The organism is Streptosporangium sp. NPDC000095 (assembly GCF_042899335.1).
Classification (GTDB): Bacteria; Actinomycetota; Actinomycetes; order Streptosporangiales; family Streptosporangiaceae; genus Streptosporangium.
This window is the reverse complement of record NZ_JBIAZS010000001.1, coordinates 544,801-561,097: the sequence shown is the minus strand read 5'-3', so window position 1 is coordinate 561,097 and position 16,297 is coordinate 544,801. Positions and strand designations below refer to the sequence as shown.

The following is a 16,297-nucleotide window of genomic DNA, read 5'->3' as shown; positions in this document are numbered from 1 at the left end:
TCGGCGGCGACGTCATCGGGACCGGCACCAGGCCCTTCCGCCGGGCCCAGACCCAGACGCCGCCTCGGTGTCAGGGGCTGGCGCTCCTCGCCTGCGGGCGGTAGGACCGGCTTCCGGGGAGATTGGAACCGGATTCGGAGGTAGGCCCAAGCCGGGTGACAAGGCACACCGGAGAACGTGAAAGCCCGTGGTCCGCGTAGGGGGCTACGGGCGGGACGATGTCGATCAGATGCAGTTCACTGGATACGCGGCCTGCTTGGTCGGCTTGTTGTGGTTCAGCACCTCGATGGCGACCGTTCCGCTGGTCTTCGAACTCCGGGTCCAGTGAGCGGACTGGAGACCGAGGAATCCGCTGGATCCGACCTTGAGCGTGCGGGTGTCATCCGGCTTCCCGTCGATGACCCAGCGGTAGCTGATCTCCGTGTCCGGAGCCGCATGGAGGTCCGCCCACGCGGTCGGGTACGGCGCGGCGTCGCAGTCGCCGTGGTAGGCCACCGAGGTCAGCCCGCCGATGCGGACCGTGCCCGGTGTCGGGTCCTTCGGCACACAGGTCCAGGAGTAGGTCTGCTGGGTGAACGGCTTGTTGTGGTTGAGCACCTCAAGCCGTACGGTGCCGTTTCCGCTGCTCTGCGTGGACTTGTTCCAGAAATCGCCGATCGTCTGGACGACGCCGGGCTTGAGCACCTGGCTCCTGACCGGCCCCGGCTGGCCGTCGGCCACCAGGCGGTACCTGACCTCGGTCTCCCGGTCCGTCGTGAACAGCCCGTCCACACGCATGCTGAAGGAACGGTCACAGTCGCCCGCGTAGAGCGGCACGAGCACGTAGCGGAAGGTCACATTGGCGTCGTTGGGCCCCTCGTCGCAGGTGAAGGTGTACGAGCGCTCGTCAGGCTGGGAGGGGCCGCCCTCGACCATGAGGCCGACCTTGTGCGGGCCGCCCCCTGCGGCACCGAGGGTCCAGGAGGCGGAGACGTCCTGGGAGCGGGCCTGGGCGGAGGCGGGGAAGTCCAGCACCTGTTTCTGCCAGGCGGCGCCGTCCACGAGCCACCAGTACGTGACCTGCTGCGCGGTTCCGGCGGGGAGCGTGACCCGCCCGGTGGCCCGGTACGCGACAGGCTCCACGCAGGTGCCCGCGTAGTCGCCCGGGGTGAGCTCCACGATCTGCCGTCCCGGCGTCACCGGAGGCTGCGTGGGCGTGGACGTCGGCGTGGACGTCGGCGTGGAACTAGGCGTGGAACTCGGAGTGGACGTCGGGGTGGGCGCCGGGCCGCTCTTGCAGGTCACCGCGTAGTCGGCGCGGCCGGAGTCGTGTCCGCCGAGGGTGAGGATGTGGACGGCCTTCCAGCCGCGGGCGGAGCTGCCCACGCTCATCGGCAGCGTGACCTGGCGGAGGCGCGGCCCGCCGGCGGCGAAGTACAGCGACTCCGGCCGTCCCTCGCCGGTGATGCTGTCGATCCACCGGTAGTCGACGGTGGCCGGGGTGCGCGAGACCTGGATGGTCGCGGTGAACCGTACCGTCGCCGGGCAAACGCCGTTGTGGGCGGCCGGGCTGACGTCCACGTCCGCCGCGGACTCCATCGGCCGTCCGGGCTGGGCGGGCAGCGGGTGGGAGATGTCCCACACCTGTGCGGGACCGTCACAGGCGACGCTGAAGCGTGCCTTGCCCGACAGACCCTTCTTGCCCAGGATCTCGACGGCCTGCCAGCCGGTGGTGTCGCGGTCGAAGGTCTGCCGGTCTCGCACGACCACCTTGCGCGAGCCGTTGACGCGGAAGCTCTTGACGACGCTCTTGCCGCCGTCGCCGCGTACCCACCTATAACGGATGATGCCCTTGCCCTTGGCCGCCACCACCGCGGAGAATCCCACCGTGGTCGGACACGCACCCGACCGCTTGGCGGGACTCGCCTTCACCTGGGCCACAGCGGTCTTGGGCGCGAGGGCGGAGGATGTGGCGGCGTACGAGGGGGTGGTGGCCAGCAGCCCGCTGAGCACCACCGTGCTCAGCAACAACGCTGTCCTCTTCATCATGATCCTTTCTGCTTCGCGAAAGGATCATGATCGAGTTCCTCACTTGCTGATCACTTGGTCTTTAGTTGTCACCCCGGCAGACCTGGCGGTCGGTGCGAGGTCGATGAGCGGTCCTGTGCCTTTCGCTTGCCTTCGCCGCGCTTCCGGCCATGTGCGATGCCGCATTCCTCGGCGGTGACCGCCTCCCGGCAGGGCGGCTCGTACCGGGAGCCGATGCCGGTGGCCGTGCTGCCGCTGTCTGTCGCACACCGACGCAGTGAATGCGAGCCGGGCATGGCGAGCGGCGGAGCTGGTGGTCGTCACCACCAGTAGGTGGGGTAGCGCGGGGTCACCCCGCTGCGTCCGACGAGCATGCCGACGAGTACCAGGATGACGGTCGCGGCGACGAGTATCGGCAGGAACGGCACCAGGGGCTGCTGCTGGGCGACCACGAGCGTCGCGGTGGCGGCGGCGGGCGAGTGCGGCGTACGCGTCAGGGCCGTGACCCCGAGGGCCAGGCCGCCGGCGACGGCGGCGGCCCAGACGGAGGAGCCGGCGACGGCCAGTACGGCGAATCCGGTGAGCGCCGCCAGGAACTGGCCGCCGATCACGCTTCGCGGCTGCGACAGCGGCAGGGTCGGCGCGCCGAAGACCAGGGCGGCGCTGGCGACGAGCGGGGGCATCAGCCAGACCTGGTCCAGCACGGTGCCGAACGCGACCAGGGTGAGCAGGGCGATCGTGGCACCCGCGGTGAAGACGGCGATGGCCGCCGTCTTCGGCCGGGCGGGTGCGCGGCTCCTGAGGCCACGCCAGGCGTCCGTCGCGGTGGTCTCGTCGTTCCCGCTCGCCGGCGAGACGAATGCCGTCCTCTCGTCGTCTCCGCCGAAGGCGACCGGGGGCGCCACATAGGCGGTCCGCCAGGTGCGCGACGGCTCCACCCGGGTCTTCGGATCCGGTCTGGCCTCGATGGGCCCCTTCAGGTGCGTCCTGCCTCCCGGCGAGACCTCCTTCGTGTCCTCGACGGCCCGCGGATCGAGCCGCGCGGCCGCCAGGACCTCTTCCGGTCCGGATGCCTGCGGCGGGAACGGCGTCGTCCACCTGCGCATCCGGTCGGCCGGAAAGAAGTTGCGAACCCCCATGGAAAATCTCCTGCGATCTCGGTATCGGTCACCAAAAGTCGCAGAAGGTACTTGTGCCTTACTTGAAGGTCAGCGCAAGCGCCCGCTCACGGGCAAACGTTGGCTGATACGGCACTACAGCGGCTGGGAGGGAAGCGCACGTCTCGTCCCCCTGACGGCGATCTCCAGGCCGAAGCCGACGACGAACCGCTGTCCGGCTCACAGGAGATAGCGGGCCAGGTCGGCGATGGGGTGGGGGGAGAGGAGGTCGCGGAGGGCTTCCAGGTGGGTGGCCGCGTCGTGCAGGACGGCTCTCGGCACGGTGTCCCGTGCCGGGAGTCGATGCCTGTGCATACCGGGATCTACCGGGTGGATTCCTGCATGCCGCCGTCGCCGAACCAGACCAGGTCGGAATGGAGTCGGCGGGCGGCGCTGCGGGGGCTCGCCCACAGGCCGAAGCCGCGGCCGTTCGCGCCGACGGTCGTCGCCGTGCCGCCCGGCAGCGCCAGCCCGTAGGCCACCACCTCGGGGTGACTCTCCTCGCCCTCGGCGAAGTCCTGGACCAGGGCGAACATGCGGGGAAGATCGCCGGTCAGCGTGTACGCACGCTCCAGAGCCACCTCTCGCGGGTAGTGCTCGCCGAAGTCCGGGCCATGGCAGGCGGATGGCTGGTCGGAACCAGGGTGGTGCTCCATGCCGGTGCTCCCTTCCGATGCTGAACGTGGGTGAAGATCTGCCGTACGGCTCCGCTCCGCCCTGATTCCTCTACGTTTTCGAGCGAACACCGAGCGTAACGGCCGATGCTTCGGTAGCGTTGCATCGAATTCGAATTTGCGCAAGCTTACGTAATGAGCTTGCCGGATTTGTTCGGATTTACCCAGAAGTGGCGACACGGTGAACTCGAAGGAGGCGGAGATGGGTGCGAGGCGAGGACCCACCCTGCGGGCGCAATGGCTCGGCAAGCATCTGAAAGACTTCCGTGAGTCGGCAAAAATAACGCTCAAGCAGGCAGGCGATTACCTGCAGCGTGACGCCGCGACCATCAGTCGACTGGAGTCCGGAATTATCCCGGCGAGGGTGTCTGACGTGCTAGCACTCCTCAACCTGTACGGTGTCGACGACCATAAGATTCGTGACGGACTGGAAGAACTGAGTCGCGATATCTGGCGCAAGGGCTGGTGGGACGGTTATGCCGCAGCTCCCCTTGGCGTGATGTTTGATCATGCCTGGCTCGAAACCCGGGCGGAGAGAATCCGCTTCTACGGAGCGATGGTCATTCCCGGTCTCTTCCAGACTCGGGACTACGCGCAGACGGTCATCGCGGCAGGTGGTATGGATGCTTCCGGCGAGCAGATCGAGCGCTGGGTGGACTTTCGGATAGACCGGCAACGTGTGTTCGATGCCGAACCCGCTCCGCACCTGGAGGTCATCCTTGATGAGGCTGTATTGCACCGCATGATCGGCGATTCGAAGGTGATGGGTGCCCAGTTGGAGCATCTGGCCGAGGTTATGAACAGGCCGAATGTGACCATTCGGATTCTGTCGTTCACTGCTGGGGCGCACGCCAGCCTGGAGGGCTCTTTTTCGATCTTCGACATGCGAGAGCCATATTCCGACATCGCCTGTGTGGAAACCCGGAGCGGCGCTGTTTATAGCGAAGCAGAGGGCGCCGAGAACTTCACGCGAGCGTACAATTCCATCCGGAGCATTGCTCTCAACCTGGATGAGTCCGCGACTGTCATCCGGACTGCGATCGGTCGTGTCAGACGAGCGAGAGGGAGAAGCACATGACGATCGACCCCAAAGAACTGGCGGGTGTCGCCTGGCACATCAGCACCAGAAGCCCTGATGCGGGTGGTCAGTGTGTTGAGGCTGGTCCGTTGGCTGATGGTAGTGGGCGGGTTGCTGTGCGGCACAGTCGTCGGCCTGGGGCTGAGGTGATTGTTTACACCCGCGCTGAGTGGGAGGCGTTCGTCGGCGGCGTCAAAGACGGTGAATTCGACTTCTCCGCCGGAGAAGGGAACGTGTAATGGCGGCCAGCGAAGAATTAGCCAACGTCGCTTGGCATGTCAGTGCCAGGAGTGCCAACGGTGGTGGTCAGTGTGTTGAGGCTGGTCCGTTGGCTGATGGTAGTGGGCGTGTCGCTGTGCGGCACAGTCGTCGTCCCGAGGCCGAGGTGATCGTCTACACCCGCGCCGAGTGGGAGGCGTTCGTCGGTGGTGTCAAGGACGGCGAGTTCGACTTTCCCGCCCGCTGACCGTACCGGTTCACGATGATGCGCGGCCTCGGGTGACGGTGTAGCCGTTCGGGGTGGTGGACGCGGTCGAGTATGGCGCGCTCTCCGGTTTCGGCCTTCGCGAGCCCGCCCTACCTCGGCGGTAATCGACGGGTGGCATTCGAAATAGGGATGCTTGCGACATGAGTGGTGAAACCCGTGACGTCGTGGAAGAACTGCTGGGTCGGATGGTCAAGGGCGATCATGACCGTACGGCGGAGTTGTTCGCCGAGCCGGTCGACTGGCAGTTGAACTGGCCCGCCGAGGGGCATCCGGCGGTGCCGTGGATTCGTCCCCGGTCAGGCCGGGCCGAGGTGGCGGACCATTTCCGGTCGCTGGAGACCCATCATGTGCCCGAGCTGAACGGCACGTCGGTGACGCGGATCCTGGTCGACGGGGCGGACGCCGTCGTGTTCGGGGAGATCGTGCAGACGGTGCGGGACAACGGGGCCGCGTACACCTCGCCGTTCGCGCTGCACCTCACCGTCGAGGACGGGCTCATCACCCGCTATCACATCTACGAGGACAGCCTCACGGTCGCGCGGGCCCTCAGCGCCTGAAGGTGCCCGAGCGTGCCCAAGATGTGATCGTGAAGGGGGCCGTCTCGTGTACGCAGGGGACTCTCGGCAGCCCAGGCCCGGAGGGGGCCTGGGTTTCTTCGTTGACGGGGGCCGTTCTCAGAACAGGTCGTGGGAGGGCCAGGCGGCGAACTGCTGGAACACCTCCCACATCATCGTGTCGAGGTCGATGCCGTTGCCGTTGGCGAGCGCCGCCCAACAGAACTCGTTGCTCGTCCGGGCGAGGATGCTCTCGGTGCCGTAGGGGATCAGCCGGCCGTCGTGCCACCAGTTGCCGAGGGCGTTGACGTGCCAGCCGCAGGCGTACGTCGGTTCGGCCGCGGACGGCGCGGTCATCGTCGCGATCGTGTCCGGCCGGAGCAGGTCGGGGACGGTGGGAAAGCCGTCGGCCCGCAGGGCGAAGCGGACGATGTCGACGGGTGACGCGAGCCAGCCGCCGTGGGAGTCCATCCGTCGCGCCGGGATGCCGTAGGGGTCGCCGGCGCCGTAGTAGACCACCTCGTCGGAGCGTCGTTCGGCCCGGGTGTTCCCCGCGAGGTGCATGTTGGTGATTCCGCTGGGCGTGAGCACGATCCGGTGTACGGCGTCGGCGTAGGGCTCCCCGGTGACCTGTTCGATGACCCGGCCAAGCAGGCAGTAGCCGAAGTTGGAGTACAGGTAGGTGGTGCCGGGCGTGTGCAGGAGGGGCCGGTTGTCGAGCACCCAGCCGATCAGCTGGTCGTGGTTCATCGCCGGGTTGCCGAACATGGGGTCGTTGACGTCGTTGGTCCAGCCCCCCGCGGTGTGCTGGAGCAGGTGCCTGACCGTGATCGCCCGAAGTTCCGCAGCGTAGGGCCTGCTGCCGTACCGGGTGCCGAGGATGCCGCTCGCGCCGAGGACGCGTTGGTCGAGCGTGAGCCGACCGGCTTCGACGAGCCGCATGACCGTGACCGCGGTGATCGGCTTGGAGACGCTGGCGATGCGCATCAGGTGCCGTTCGGTGAGCTGCTCGCCGGTCTCCCGGTTCGCCAGCCCGTACCCTCGGGCGAAGACGAGCGCGCCGCGCCGGGCGATCGCGAGTGACACGCCGGTCACTCCGGAGGCCCTCATGTGGCGGTCGACGACCGCGTGGACGGCGGCGAAGTTGCCGTCCACGATCTTGTCGCTCAGCCAGATCCCCGCGAACCGCTCCGAACCGGAACCGTAGCCGCTGACCCGGGCGGGCCGGTAGCCGTCTCGCCGGTGCTCCTCGAAGACCTCCTGGTAGTCCGCCCCCGCCACGCCGTGGCGGGCCGACCAGGCAGGGCCCGCACCCCGCACCCAGATCGCCGTGTACAGGTCGGTGCCGCCGACGGTGTAACCGCTGACGTGGAAGGGGCGGTATCCCTTCTTCGTCAGCTCGTCGAACTCGGCCTGGTACTGCGCCCCTGTCAGGTTGTGGCGGGCCTCCCAGTCGGGTCCCCGGGCTCCCCAGACCTTCTCCCAGATCGCCGCGAAGTGTGACTTTCCTCCGAGGCCGTACCCGTCCACGTGGATCAGCCGGTATCCCTCCTTGAGCAGCCGGTCGAACTCGGCCTGGTACCGCTCAGAAGGCATGTCGTGCTGGGTGACCAGGTGCGGCCCGCCGGTGAGCTCCCAGATCGCCGCGAAGTACACCTTCCCGGCGACCTCGTATCCGGCGACGTGGAGCAGGCGATAGCCCTCCTTCTCCAGCCGCTGGTATTCGGCCCGATACTCCGGCTCGGTCAGGCCGTGGCGGGCGAACTGCGGCGGCCCCGGCGCGTTCTCCCAGATGGCCGCGTATCCCGCCCGGTCACCCATCTGGTAGCCGTCCACCTGGATCAGGCGGTACCCCTCCTTGGCCAGGCGGTCGAACTCGGCCTGGTACTCCTCCGAGTTCAGGCCGTGGCGGGCCACCCACGGGAACGTCCCCGCCGACGTCGCCGTCCCGGTACGGAGCCTTTCCACGCTTTCCGCGACGCGGGCCGCCGAGGCGACCCCCGATCGTTCGAGGCCGAGGAACGCGGCCAGCCCGAGTCCCGCCAGGAGCGCGCCGCGACGGCTGAACGGCACCGATGAATCCCGCACGTCGAACTCCTGTCCTGGGCTGCCGTGCCCGGCCGGATAGCCGGATGTTCTGAATGTTCGATGATCCGAATCATCGGAATCCGCGAGACGTGAGCCGTACCGGCGATCGTTTCCCGCGGCCTTCGAGCGCGCGCCGTCGCCGACGAGCCGGGCGGAGCCGCCGTCTCGAGTGTGCGAACCCGCGTCGTCCGGCAGATGAGTACACCCCTACTCATTTCCGTCTCCATTGGTCGGAGCCGGAAGGACGCGTGCATCAGAGGAGATAGCGGGCGAGGTCGGCGATGGGGTGGGGGCGGGAGAGCAGGTCGCGCAGGGTGTCCAGGTGGGTGCCGCCGGAGGTGTGGTGGGCGACGAGGCCGGTGTCGCGGACGGCCCGCTCCCAGCCCGCGTCGTCGTTCGCGGCGTCCTCAAGCCGTCGCAGCACGCTCTCCCCGCCCGTCTCCATCGCCAGCAGTGTGAGCAGGTGCGGCCACTGGACGGCGAGCGCCGCGAGCTTGGCGACCTCGCCGTCCGAGGCGGGGGCCGCCCCGGCGAGGGCGCGGCGGTAGGTGAGGAACGAGTAGAAGCGGAAGACGTTCACGTACCGCTTGATCTCGCGCGGGTTGAAGAACGTCAGGGCCGGGAGCACGAACTCGATCGCCCGGTAGGCGTTCTCGTCGCTGTAGAGGTCGTCGAAGACCCGGTCGGCGGCCTCGCGGGTCGCCGCGCAGAGACCGCCGACGGCGTCGGAGCACTGGATGCCCAGGGCGTCCTGCGCCAGGCGCGCCGCCTCGTCAAGGGTCGTCGTGGTCGGGCGCAGCGCCCAGATGGCGTCCTGCAACCGGCTCACCTGGACCGGATCGGGCGGTTCCGCCGCCTGTGATCCGGGTTCCGGTGTCTCCGTCGGCGTTCGCGGTCCTGGTCTTCGTGGTTCCGCCCGCTGTCCCGACACGGCCGCTCCCGGTGGCGCGGTGGTGCCGGGACAGCCCGGTGTGACCGCGCCGAGCGGGGAGGGCCGTGCGGGAGGCAGGGGACCGCGCGAACGCGGTCCGGCCGGATCCGGTGGCGGGTCGAGCCGTTCCAGGGCGGCTGGGGGACCCGCCGGACGCGGTCCGGCCGGATTCGGTGTCCATGTGGTCTCCGGGGCCTGGGGTCGCGTGGTCTCCATGCTCGTGGAAACGTCTCCCGGGGAGATGCCGAGCGTGGAGACACTGCCTGTGGGGACGCTCGCGACCACGTCGGTCGCGGGCCGCGCCAGGTCGGGCACGCCCAGCAGGGCGCGTACGAAGGCGGGCAGCCGGTCGGCGTCGTCCAGCAGCGGCACGCTCAGCGGGAGCTGCACGATCTTCTCCAGGAACCGCCAGCCCAGGCCGGACCGCCCGGCGCCCGGCAGCGTCCCGGCCAGTTCCGGGTAGGCCGCCTCGACGTGCGCGGCGACCACCTCGGGCTCCATCGCCAGGACGAACACGCAGTTGGGGAACTCGCCGGCGAGGAACAGGTTGATCGCCTCGATGACCTGCGCCACCGTGGCGGACGAGCAGCGGTCCAGGTCGTCCACGAACACCACCAGCGGGCGCTCCCCGGTGGCGACCAGGTCGAGGACCTGGCGCATGTCGGTCTGCACCAGGTGCAGGAAACCGGTCCTCGACCGGTACCCGGGGCCGGCCGTGGCCTCGTTGACGAGTCCTTCCGCCGCTCCGGGGCCGAGCAGGTCGGGCTGCGTGACCAGGCCGCGGAACGCGTTGTCCGCCGACTCCCCGAAGAACCGCGCCAGCCGTAGCGCGCCCGCCCCGACCACCACCGCGGATCCGGCGGATCCGACGGCCGCCGCGGTGTTCCCCAGGAAGGTGCCGAGCGCGGGCAGCAGCGTGGCGGCGGCGAGGAGCGCCCCGGTGAGGACGACGGTGGCGACCAGGCCGAGGGCCACCGGGGCCAGGCGGGTGAGCGCGAGGTGGTAGGCGCGGCTGCGAACCGCCTCCCGGTCGATCCTGGACAGGTTCAGCTCCAGCCAGAACCGTTCCCGCTCGGCGCGGGGCAGCCGCCGGGTGACCTGGCTGATGATCTCGTGGGCCAGTCCGGCCCAGACCTGCTCGCCGTTCTGGTACATCCACGGGTTGAACCAGACCGTGGGCCGCCAGTCCGCCGGCCGTAGCGGGAGCGGGCCCGGCTCGGCCCGCCCGGCGTTCTCCCGGGGGCGCCGTCCGGTCCTGGCCAGCACCTCGGCGTTGGTCAGCGCCCGTTCCGCGCGGGAGCCGGGCAGGTGGATCGGGGCGGGGGCGTCCCCGGCGGCCCCGGGGTCCAGAAGGTCCTGGATCATCCGCATCAGGGAGGTCTTGCCCGCCCCCCATGGTCCCTTGACGCCGATCGTGAGCGGGGGCCTGGTCTCCGGGTGGCGGACGAACGCGGCGATCGCCTCGGCGTAGACACGGTGTCCGAGCTGGTCCTCGGTGGTCCACCGGTCGGCGGTGAGCCTCGCCCTGGGCCGTACCGTCCGCAGCCCGGCCCTGCGACGGCGCAGCAGTGCCGAGGTCTGCGCCCGCTCGGCCGCCGACAGCCGCGAGTGGCCGAAGACCCGGACGTCGGGGTGGACGAACGTGGTCGTCTCGCCCAGCAGGCCCCACTGCCGCAGCTCGGCGGCGTCGCCGAGGATCTCGTCGATCGGCTCGTCCTCGTCGAGGAGGGCGGCCCTGCGCAGCAGCTCCCTGGCGGCCTCACTCAGGTGCAGCTCGTAGACCCGCCGTACGATCTCGACTCCGCAGGCGGGCGGGGCGTGGTCACCGAGCCGCGCCAGGACGTGGGCGAAGGCGGCGTGCGGTACGGCGGCGGTGTCCCTCGCCGGGGTGAGGGCGACCCCCGTGACGGCCCCGTACGAGATCAGGATGGGGGTGCGGGCGGCGGAGGCCGCGGCGTAGCGGGCGAGCGCGTAGGCGTGCAGGTCCCCGACGCTGATCGTCCCGTCCCCGTCGAGGTCGGCGGCCCGTGTCAGCAGGCCCTCCGCGATGACGTCGGTCAGCGTGCGCGCCGGTCCCGGCACCGTCTCGTCGAACCTCAGCGTGAGGGTGAGCGCGGCCGCGGCGACCCTCGGCTCCCCGGCCACGGCGAGCTGCCTGACCGGTTCCGCGGAGCCGCTCAGCGCGCTCCAGCCGAAGTCGACGATCATCAGTACGGCGGCGGCGAGCGACTCGCCGACCTGCCGCCCGAACGCGCCGATCATCGATCCGAGCTGTCCGGAGGTCCAGCCGCCGTCGGCGGGCAGTCGGATCACCAGCAGGTCGCCCTCCCGCGCCGAGCGCAGCAGGTTCCACACGCGTTCGCCGTCCGGGCCCGCCCCCTCGCTGACCTCGGCCTCGACGGTGAACCCCTCGGCGCGCAGGGCGCTCGCCAGCCGCGCGTCAGGTCGCGTCTCCTGGAGCGTTCCCGGCAGGGCGGTGTGCGGTCCGGCGACGGGGGTGCCCGTGCCCACGCCCGAGTCCGGCGCAAGTGAGGACGGGGACGGAACCGGGGACATGGGGGCGGACGGTGGCGAGGGCGAGGCGGGAGAGGAGTCGAGGAAGACGAGAGCTCGGCGGGTGCCCACGTGGGGCGTGGTCTCGAAGACTGGATTCGCGAACGCGAGTCCCTCGCTCAACGGTCCTCCCGATCTGACGGCGGTCATCTAACTGTGGACGCGTCGGGCGGGGCAGATGGCGATCTTGGCGATAGGTCGACCTGTTTTGACGGATGTTTGCTCCGCGGTTTCCGCAAAGTTTGCGGTGGGAGGGAGCCTCGCCGTCGTTGGGGGCGGCCGATAACCTCTCCGACGGCGTCACCTACGAAGTCACCGGCCGTTTCCGCCGCTGAGCGACGCGGCCTGCCTGACGACCTCCGTCAGCTCCTCGCGCAACCCCGCGAAGAGCGGGTCGGTGCGAGGGTGGTCGCCGTAGGGCAGGTTCGAGGGGCGGTCGAGGACCACCCGGCCCGGCCTGCCGCTCAGCGCGAGCACGCGGGTGCCGAGGTAGATGGCCTCGTCCACGCTGTGGGTGATGAACACCGCCGTCGTGCCCGCCCGCCGCCACAGCTCGCGGACCTCCTCTGATTCAGGTGCCCGGTTCCCGGCCGGAGTCCGTGGAGGCCGACAGGTAGCCCGTGAGCAGGGTCTTGAGTTCGGCGGTCAGTTCCGCCGCGCGTTCCGGCGGTCCGGCCGCGACCAGCGGGAGCACCGCCCTGATGGTGGCCAGCATCATCGTGGCGATCAGCAGGCGCCGCTCCTCGCCGAGGCGGGGTGCGCGTACGGAGAGGGCTTCGGCGATGCGCCGGGCGATGTCCCGGTGGAGCCGCTCGGACGCCGCCGCCAGCCGGTCGCCGGTGGCGGAGCCGTGCAGCAGGGCCCAGTAGGCCGGGCGGGAGGCCTTGTAGGCGACGATCTCGTCGACCACCTGGTCGATCAGGTCGGCCGCGGGCATCCGTATGGCGTCGCCGGAGAGCCTGGCCTCCCAGTGCGCGCTCCGCCCATCGGTGAAGCGGCTGAGCAGGCCGTCCAGGATCTCCTCCTTGTTGCGGAAGAACTGGTAAAGCGAGCCCGGGGACATGCCCGCCCGCTCGGCCACCGCGTTCGTGGTCATGTCGGCGTAGCCGACCTCGGCGATCACATCCTCGGCGGCGTCGAGGATCTCCTCCATCCGCCTGAGGCCGCGCGCCTGCCGTCTGACCGGCCGCCGCGCGGTCGCGGCCCGGCTGTCGCCGGCCTGGTCGTCGGCGGCTTGGTCGGTGGCGTGCCGGGCGGTCCGTCGCGTGGTCGTGGGCCGGTCGTCCGCCGGCTGTCCGGTCGCCGGACGTTTCTCAGGCATGCGTCATCCCGTTGACAAATACGAGCATTTACTTGTATTTCTGTCTCGAACCCTAAAACACGAGCAGTTTACCGAATTTCGGGGATGATCATGAAGACTGATCCGCGTCCGGTCGCGGCGCCTCCCGGGCCGCCGCTGAGACGGCTCGGCCGCTTCCTCGTGCGGCGACGCCGCCTGGTGATGGTCCTCGCCCTACTCGGCGCCGTCGTGCTGGGAGCGCTGGCCTCGGGTGCGGTGTCCGCGCTCTCCCTGGCCAGGTACGAGGCGCCCGGCTCGGAGTCCGACCGGGCGCAGGCGGAACTGGCCGGGAGGTTCGGCACAGGGAGCGCCGACCTGGTCCTCCTGGTCACCGCCAGGAACGGGACCGTCGACACCCCCGCCGTCGCCGCCTCCGGACGGGCGCTCACCACCCGGTTGGCGGCTTTCGAGGGCGTGGCCGAGACGGCGTCCTACTGGTCGCGGGGCAACCCCGCCACGCTGCGCAGCGAGGACGGCAGGCACGCGCTCGTGGTCGCCCGCATCCCCGGCGACGCCGATCGGGTCCGCTCCGAGATCCTGCCAAAGATCATTCCCGAGGTCCTGCGCGGCGACGCCGCGACCACCGTCAGGGCGGGCGGCGGCGAGGAGGTCTTCCGTCAGGCCGTTCCCCTGGCCAGGCAGGACTTCGTCCGTGCCGAGCTGGTCGTCGTCCCCATCGTGCTCGTACTGCTCTGGGTCCACCTGCGGCGCGTCCTCGCCGCGGTGCTACCGGTCGTGCTCGGCGCGCTGGCCATGGTGATCGGGCTGGCGCTGCTGCGGATACCGCTCCTGTACGCGGACGTGTCGACGTTCGCGCTGAATCTCACCCTGGCCATGGGACTCGGCCTGGGCGTTGACTACTCACTGTTCATGATCGCCCGTTTCCGGGAGGAGGTGGGGCTGGGCAGGGACAGGCACGAGGCGGTCGCCCACGCCGTCGAGCGGGCCGGCCGTACGGTGATCTTCAGTGGGGTGACGGTCGCCGCCTCGCTGAGCGTGCTCCTGTTCATGCCCTTCGACTTCTTCCGCTCCTTCGCCTATGCCGGGATCGCGGTCGTCGCCGGGGGAGTGGTCGGCGCCGTGGTCGTGCTGCCCGCGATGCTCGCCGCCGTCGGCGACCGGGTGCTGTCGCGCCGGCCCGGGGCGGCGGGAGGAACCCTCTGGCGCGGCCTGGCGGCCCGCGTCATGCGCAGGCCGGTCGTCTACGGCGGGGTCGCGGCCGCAGTGCTCCTGCTGCTCGGCTCACCCTTCCTCGGCCTGCGCTTCGGCGTCGCCGACGACCGTGTCCTGCCCGTGTCCGCGCCCGCCAGGCAGACCTCGGACGTGATCCGCGCGGAGTTCCCCGCCGAGGAGACCGACGCCCTCCAGGTCGTCTCCGTGGGCGCGGCCGGAGCGCCCCCCGAGGCCGTACCCGGTTACGCCGCCGCGCTCTCCCGCCTCCCGGGCGTCGCCCAGGTCGACTCCGCCGCCGGGTCGTACGCGAAGGGCACCCGGATCTCGGCCGGAGACCCGTCGAGGTTCGCGGGAGCCGGGGGCACCTGGCTGTCGGTGGTCCCCTCCGCAGAGCTGATGGAGGACGACCCCGTTCGGCTGGTCCACGACGTCAGGGCGCTGAAGGCGCCGTTCGAGGTGCTGGTCGGCGGCTACCCGGCCGAGCTGGCCGACTACCGGCAGGCCGTGATCGAGCGGCTGCCGCCGCTGCTCGGACTGGTTTTGGCGATCACCTTCGCGGTGCTGTTCGTGATGACGGGCAGTGTGCTGATCCCGTTCAAGGCGACGGTGCTCAACCTGCTCAGCCTCTCGGTCATGTTCGGCGCCCTGGTCTGGATCTACCAGGACGGCAACCTGTCGGGCTGGCTGGGCTTCACCCCCACGGGGACCCTCGACCCGAGCATCCCGATCCTGATGTTCTGCGTCGCGTACGGGCTCTCGATGGACTACGAGGTCTTCCTGCTGTCACGGATCAAGGAGGAGTACGACCTGACCGGCGACACCTCGGGGGCCGTGGTGACCGGGCTCCAGCGCGGTGCCCCCCTCATCACGGCGGCGGGCGGGATCCTGGCGGTGTCGTTCGCGGCCTACGGCACCGCGGAGGTGGTCTTCGTGCAGATGCTGGGCGTGGGGATGGCGGTGGCGATCCTCGTGGACGCGACGGTGATCCGCGCGATCCTGGTTCCCGCCACGATGCGCCTGGCCGGTGAGGCCAACTGGTGGGCCCCGGGCCCCCTGCGCCGCCTCCACGCCCGTATCGGCCTGTCCGGCTGAACCTCGCCCGCCCGCCGGACGGAGGGCGGGCACGTCCGGCGGGGAGACGCGCCGTCGTGGTGGATTCGGCGCTCCCGCTCCGCCGCGAAGGGGGTGGGGTCAGAGGTCGCGGGCCCAGATCTCCTCGACGAAGTCTTCGCCGCCCTCGTTCCGCTCCTTCTCGACCACCTCGAAGCCCGCCGCCCGGTAGATGCGCCTCGCGCCCAGCAGCACGTCCCTGGTCCACAGCATCATCCGCCGGTATCCGGCGGCCCTGGCGAAGCGCATGCACTCGTCCACCAGGTGGGTGCCGATCCCCATTCCGCGCGCGGACGGCTCGACGAGCAGCATCCGCAGCTGCGCCGTCTCGTCGTCCCTGCGTACGCAGAAGACGCACCCGGCGCGCTCGCCGTCCACCTCGGCGATCCAGCCCGCCTCGCGCCGGGGGTCGTGGTCGTTCACGTATTCGGCCACGACCCCGGCCACCAGCGCCTCGAAGTCCATCCCCCAGCCCTGCTCCTGGCTGTAGAGCGCGCCGTGGCGGTAGACCACCCAGCCGAGGTCGCCGGGACGTGGCGGGCGGATGACGTACGGCCGATCCGGCTTCGGCGCGCGGCCGAGGATCTCCTCGATCGTCGCCATGCTCGCGACCAGCCGTCCGCGGTCCTCCTCGGTCAGCCCGGCGAGCAGTTCGCGCACCTCCGCCGCCGCGCGCTCGTCGAAGCCCGCGAACCTCGTCCTGCCCTCGCCGGTCAGCTCGACCACCTGCCGCCGCGCGTCGGCGGCGGACCGCTCGCGCACCACGAGCCCTTCGCCCTCGAACCTGCCGAGCATCCGGCTGAGGTATCCGGCGTCGAGGCCGAGCAGCCGCCGCAGCTCGCTCGCCTCCATCCGGCCCGCCCGGTCCAGCTCGAACAGCACCCTCACCTCGGTGAGCGAGTAGGAGCTGTCGAGGATCCCCTGGTGGAGCAGGCCGATGTGCCCGGTGTAGAAGCGGTTGAAGGCGCGGACGTCCGCCACGTGTCTTTCCATGCTTGACAGCATCAACCGATTTATTGACGCAGTCAATGAATTAATCGGCACGGGCCGATGTGAGATCGGCCGTTTACTGCGCTAACTTCGCATTTTGGCCGAGAACAGATGATGATTCTGGGGGCGGCGCGTGCCGTGCCCATGACGGGAGCA

Annotated in this window: 14 protein-coding genes; 5 read left to right on the top strand and 9 right to left on the bottom strand. The window is 70.0% G+C overall.

Annotated features, from left to right (window positions below; translation table 11 throughout):
- Positions 1 to 225: 225 nt before the first annotated feature.
- The 4 genes from ACFY3V_RS02220 to ACFY3V_RS02205 form a co-directional block, all read right to left on the bottom strand.
- Positions 226 to 2,025 (bottom strand): hypothetical protein, encoded by a 1,800-nt coding sequence (locus ACFY3V_RS02220; protein ID WP_389769115.1) that lies wholly within the window; start codon positions 2,023 to 2,025, stop codon positions 226 to 228.
- Between the two features lie 302 nt (positions 2,026 to 2,327).
- Complete coding sequence (locus ACFY3V_RS02215) at positions 2,328 to 3,146, bottom strand: HPP family protein (RefSeq protein WP_389769112.1); 819 nt, start codon at positions 3,144 to 3,146, stop codon at positions 2,328 to 2,330.
- 198 nt (positions 3,147 to 3,344) lie between these two features.
- Positions 3,345 to 3,479: a hypothetical protein gene (locus ACFY3V_RS02210; RefSeq protein WP_362895637.1), complete on the bottom strand. Its 135-nt coding sequence runs from the start codon at positions 3,477 to 3,479 to the stop codon at positions 3,345 to 3,347.
- 8 nt (positions 3,480 to 3,487) lie between these two features.
- Positions 3,488 to 3,820 (bottom strand): hypothetical protein, encoded by a 333-nt coding sequence (locus ACFY3V_RS02205; protein WP_362895635.1) that lies wholly within the window; start codon positions 3,818 to 3,820, stop codon positions 3,488 to 3,490.
- Between the two features lie 220 nt (positions 3,821 to 4,040).
- Here ACFY3V_RS02205 and ACFY3V_RS02200 point away from each other — a divergent pair, with 220 nt between their 5' ends.
- The 4 genes from ACFY3V_RS02200 to ACFY3V_RS02185 all read left to right on the top strand — a co-directional run bounded on the left by ACFY3V_RS02200 (position 4,041) and on the right by ACFY3V_RS02185 (position 5,960).
- Complete coding sequence (locus ACFY3V_RS02200; protein ID WP_389769108.1) at positions 4,041 to 4,916, top strand: helix-turn-helix domain-containing protein; 876 nt, start codon at positions 4,041 to 4,043, stop codon at positions 4,914 to 4,916.
- On the top strand, positions 4,913 to 5,155 hold the full coding sequence (locus ACFY3V_RS02195) for a DUF397 domain-containing protein (protein WP_362895631.1): 243 nt from the start codon (positions 4,913 to 4,915) through the stop codon (positions 5,153 to 5,155). The genes ACFY3V_RS02200 and ACFY3V_RS02195 overlap by 4 nt, the downstream gene beginning before the upstream one ends.
- Positions 5,155 to 5,382, top strand: coding sequence for a DUF397 domain-containing protein (locus tag ACFY3V_RS02190; protein WP_362895629.1), 228 nt, complete (start codon positions 5,155 to 5,157; stop codon positions 5,380 to 5,382). The genes ACFY3V_RS02195 and ACFY3V_RS02190 overlap by 1 nt, the downstream gene beginning before the upstream one ends.
- 161 nt (positions 5,383 to 5,543) lie before the next feature.
- Entirely contained in the window at positions 5,544 to 5,960 is a 417-nt protein-coding gene (locus ACFY3V_RS02185) for a nuclear transport factor 2 family protein (RefSeq protein WP_362895627.1), read from the top strand.
- 117 nt (positions 5,961 to 6,077) lie between these two features.
- Here ACFY3V_RS02185 and ACFY3V_RS02180 read toward each other — a convergent pair whose 3' ends face one another.
- The 4 genes from ACFY3V_RS02180 to ACFY3V_RS02165 form a co-directional block, all read right to left on the bottom strand.
- The gene (locus tag ACFY3V_RS02180; RefSeq protein WP_389769103.1) at positions 6,078 to 8,045 is read right to left on the bottom strand and encodes a serine hydrolase; all 1,968 of its coding nucleotides are present in this window, start codon (positions 8,043 to 8,045) and stop codon (positions 6,078 to 6,080) included.
- A 253-nt stretch (positions 8,046 to 8,298) separates the two neighbouring features.
- Positions 8,299 to 11,652 carry a P-loop NTPase fold protein gene (locus ACFY3V_RS02175; RefSeq protein ID WP_389769100.1) on the bottom strand — a complete coding sequence of 1,118 codons (3,354 nt, stop codon included), beginning with the start codon at positions 11,650 to 11,652 and terminating at the stop codon, positions 8,299 to 8,301.
- A gap of 189 nt (positions 11,653 to 11,841) precedes the next feature.
- The gene (locus tag ACFY3V_RS02170; protein WP_389769097.1) at positions 11,842 to 12,036 is read right to left on the bottom strand and encodes a hypothetical protein; all 195 of its coding nucleotides are present in this window, start codon (positions 12,034 to 12,036) and stop codon (positions 11,842 to 11,844) included.
- Between the two features lie 64 nt (positions 12,037 to 12,100).
- Positions 12,101 to 12,850, bottom strand: a complete 750-nt coding sequence (locus ACFY3V_RS02165) for a TetR/AcrR family transcriptional regulator (protein WP_362895613.1) — start codon at positions 12,848 to 12,850, stop codon at positions 12,101 to 12,103.
- A 90-nt stretch (positions 12,851 to 12,940) separates the two neighbouring features.
- Here ACFY3V_RS02165 and ACFY3V_RS02160 point away from each other — a divergent pair, with 90 nt between their 5' ends.
- On the top strand, positions 12,941 to 15,133 hold the full coding sequence (locus ACFY3V_RS02160) for an MMPL family transporter (protein WP_389769094.1): 2,193 nt from the start codon (positions 12,941 to 12,943) through the stop codon (positions 15,131 to 15,133).
- 99 nt (positions 15,134 to 15,232) lie between these two features.
- On the opposite strand, the gene ACFY3V_RS02155 is transcribed toward ACFY3V_RS02160, so the two are convergent.
- Positions 15,233 to 16,144 (bottom strand): GNAT family N-acetyltransferase, encoded by a 912-nt coding sequence (locus ACFY3V_RS02155; protein ID WP_389769091.1) that lies wholly within the window; start codon positions 16,142 to 16,144, stop codon positions 15,233 to 15,235.
- Positions 16,145 to 16,297: the final 153 nt, after the last annotated feature.